The following is a 3,061-nucleotide window of genomic DNA, read 5'->3' on the forward strand; positions in this document are numbered from 1 at the left end:
TGTAAACGCTCGCGCTAAGTGGCGGCATTCTGATCGCGCTATTTGTCGGCGAGCGTCGCTACGCGGCTACCGGCTTGGTCTCGGCCGATCGCACATAGGCGTAGAGTGTTGGCTTGGAGATGCCGAGCATCGAGCAAATCTTGGCGATCGGCATCGTGTTCTCGTGGTAGAGCCTGACGGCCAGGTCGCGCTTGTCCTTGCCGAGTGCGGCCGGCCGGCCACCCTTCTTGCCGCGAGCGCGGGCTGCGGTGAGACCGGCCTGGGTCCGCTCGCGGATCAGGTTGCGCTCGAACTCCGCCAATGCCCCGAACAGGTGGAAGGTAAGCTTGCCCGACGTGGTGGTCGTGTCGATCGCCTCGTGCAGGCTCAGCAGCCCGACCTTTTCCTCGTCGAGGTAGGTCATCCATCCGATCAGATCACGGAGCGAGCGGCCGAGCCTGTCGAGGCGCCAGACCACCAGTGTGTCGCCGGCGCGAAGCAGCTCCTTCACCTTTTCCAATCCAGGGCGAGCGGCAGTCGCCCCGGAGGCCTTGTCGGTGATGACCTTCTCGCAGCCGGCAGCCTTCAGCGCATCACGCTGGAGGTCCAGGTTCTGCTCGGCGGTCGATACGCGGGCGTAACCGATTTTCATGCGTAGGGCCGGTGGCGCCCCGATCGGGCGCGGTTTGGGAAGAAAGTCGTCATCGGCAGGTCTATGTTGCCCTAGTTTTCTTTACCGGGTAGATTTACGTCGAACAGGCCGGTTTGGCAACGCGAGCGGACTCGCATGGCGATGGGCAGGCAAATCTCCGTTTTCCTTACCTGCGACACGGACCGTCGGCGGTGACGCATCCGGCGCTTGTCCCGCCGCTGGCGATCGAGCGCTACCGCGTCCTTGAACCGCACCTCGCCGATGGCATCCCGCTCGCGGACCTCGCCCGCACCGGCACGCTGAGCGAGCGGACGTTGCAGCGCTGGCTCGGGCGCTACCGTGCCGAAGGACTTGCCGGTCTCGCGCGTCTGCCGCGCAACGATCGGGGCAGGCTGCACCTGCCGGAACATCTGGTCGAACTGACCCGCACTCTCGCCACCAAGCGCCCGCGACCCCCGGTCGCCGCCATTCACCGAAAGGTGCAGGAACTCGCCATCGCGCATGGACACCGAACCCCCAGCTATGCGGCCGTCGCGCGTGTCGTCAGGGCGATACCGGCAAGCCAGATCGCCGCAGCCTCCGATCCGGCCGTCTACCGCGACCAGCACGAGCTAGTGCATCGGCGCGAAGCCGCGACCTCGAACGAGATGTGGCAGGCCGATCATACCGTTCTCGACATTCTCGTGCTCGATGATGCCGGAACCCCGGTGCGTCCTTGGCTGACCGTCATCGTTGACGATCACAGCCGAGCCATCGCCGGTTACTTCCTCAGCCTCGATGCCCCCAGTGCCCTCAACACGGCGCTCGCCTTGCGGCAGGCGATCTGGCGCAAGCCCAATCCCGAATGGATCGTCAGCGGCATTCCCGAACAGCTTTACGTCGACAACGGCTCGGATTTCATCTCCGAGCATATCGAGCAGGCGTGCATCGCCCTCAAAATCCGCCTCATCCATTCGCTGCCGGGGCGTCCTCGCGGGCGCGGCAAGATCGAGCGGCTGTTCCGCACCATCAACGACATGTTCCTGCCCGACCTGCCCGGCCACCTGATCGCGGGCAAGCCGCTGTCGGCGCCAGTGCTCACGCTCGACGAGCTGCGCGCCCGCTTCGAGGCGTTCGTGTGCGGCGTCTATCATCGTCGCCCGCATGGCAGCACCGGCGAACCGCCGATCACGCGCTGGCAGAAGGGCGGGTTCCTGCCCGCAATGCCCGACAGCCTTGAACAGCTCGACATGCTGCTCGTGCACGTGCCCAAGCCCCGTAAAGTGCTGCGCGACGGCATCCGTCTGATGGGCAGGCGCTATGTCGAACCCACGCTCGCGGCCTTCGTCGGCGAGCAGGTCGAGGCGGTCTATGACCCCCGCGACCTGACCGAGATCCACGTCTACCACCAGGGCCGGTTCGTCTGCCGTGCGCTCAGCTCCGAGCACGCTGGGCACCCGTCGTTGCGCGCGATCCAGCGCGCCCGGCGCGGCGCGAAGGAGCGCGACAAGCAGGTGCCTGCCCCCACGGAGACCTTCGATGGCGACCAAGAGGATACGGCTTCCCGGCCCACCACCTACCGAGGGCTCCGGCTCTACGCCGCTGACGATTGAGTTCCTGGTCGAGCAGCCGTTCCTGGCGACCCGCGAACATGCCCGGTTCGTCGAGTTTGCCGAAGCCTGCGCGCACTACCGCTATATCGGCGTGTGTCATGGCCGGCCGGGCGTCGGAAAGACGCGATCGGCGCGCGAGTTTTCCAGCTTCCCCGACCTGGGGGAATATGCCGCGCTCCGTCCCATTGCCGCGCTCCTTGGCGAAAAGGTCGCTCGCTGCCGCGCCGTCTTCTACACCGTGTCGGTCAGCAACACGCCCAAGACGATCGACGCGGTGTTGGGCCTCAACCTCATTAAGCTGGGCTATGCCCGGCTGACGGTCGCGGGCGGCTCGCAGGACGAAATCACCCATGACGCCGCCCGCATCGCCTGCCCCCTCGTCATCGTCGACGAGGCCGACCGCCTGACCATAAAGTCGCTCGAACATCTCCGCGACATGGCCGATCGCCACGGCTTCGGGCTGATCCTGATGGGTATGCCGGGCTTGGAGAAGCGCCTCGCCCGCTATGCCCAGCTCTACTCGCGGATCGGCTTCGTCCACGAGTTCAAACCGCTTACCGAGACCGAAATGCGGCTGCTGCTCGCGACCCACGCCGGCGATTTCGGGATCAGCTTCGACCCGGCCCAACTCGACGCGATCGAAGCGCAGGCAGCCGTGATCCGCATCACGCGCGGCAACTTCCGGCTCATGGAGCGCCTGTTCGCGCAGATGCGGCGGATCATGACCCTCAACCGCGTCGAGGAGGTCACCGCTGACATCGTTCAGGCCGCGCGCGATTGCCTCGTCATCGGACCCGGCAACTGACAAATAGCGCGATCAGAACGCCGCCATTTAGCG

3 protein-coding genes are annotated in these 3,061 nt (G+C 65.8%); 2 read left to right on the forward strand and 1 reads right to left on the reverse strand.

The genetic code is table 11. The annotated features are described in order from the left end of the window. Nucleotides 1–58: 58 nt before the first annotated feature. On the reverse strand, nucleotides 59–631 hold the full coding sequence (locus tag Q0U08_RS19330; RefSeq protein ID WP_007407197.1) for a recombinase family protein: 573 nt from the start codon (nucleotides 629–631) through the stop codon (nucleotides 59–61). Nucleotides 632–822: 191 nt separating this feature from the next. Here Q0U08_RS19330 and Q0U08_RS19335 point away from each other — a divergent pair, with 191 nt between their 5' ends. Together Q0U08_RS19335 and Q0U08_RS19340 are read left to right on the forward strand one after the other, a co-directional pair. Continuing rightward, the gene (locus tag Q0U08_RS19335; RefSeq protein WP_004212864.1) at nucleotides 823–2,223 is read left to right on the forward strand and encodes a Mu transposase C-terminal domain-containing protein; all 1,401 of its coding nucleotides are present in this window, start codon (nucleotides 823–825) and stop codon (nucleotides 2,221–2,223) included. Next, on the forward strand, nucleotides 2,150–3,028 hold the full coding sequence (locus Q0U08_RS19340; RefSeq protein ID WP_009824028.1) for an AAA family ATPase: 879 nt from the start codon (nucleotides 2,150–2,152) through the stop codon (nucleotides 3,026–3,028). The genes Q0U08_RS19335 and Q0U08_RS19340 overlap by 74 nt, the downstream gene beginning before the upstream one ends. The last annotated feature ends 33 nt before the right edge of the window (nucleotides 3,029–3,061 follow it).

Source organism: uncultured Sphingomonas sp., from assembly GCF_946477935.1.
Taxonomy (GTDB): domain Bacteria; phylum Pseudomonadota; class Alphaproteobacteria; order Sphingomonadales; family Sphingomonadaceae; genus Sphingomonas.

Excerpts from the sequence above, each read along its gene's own strand:
- Q0U08_RS19330 (WP_007407197.1), bottom strand. The coding sequence starts at position 631 with ATGAAAATCGGTTACGCCCGCGTATCGACCGCCGAGCAGAACCTGGAC.
- Q0U08_RS19340 (WP_009824028.1), top strand. The coding sequence starts at position 2,150 with ATGGCGACCAAGAGGATACGGCTTCCCGGCCCACCACCTACCGAGGGC.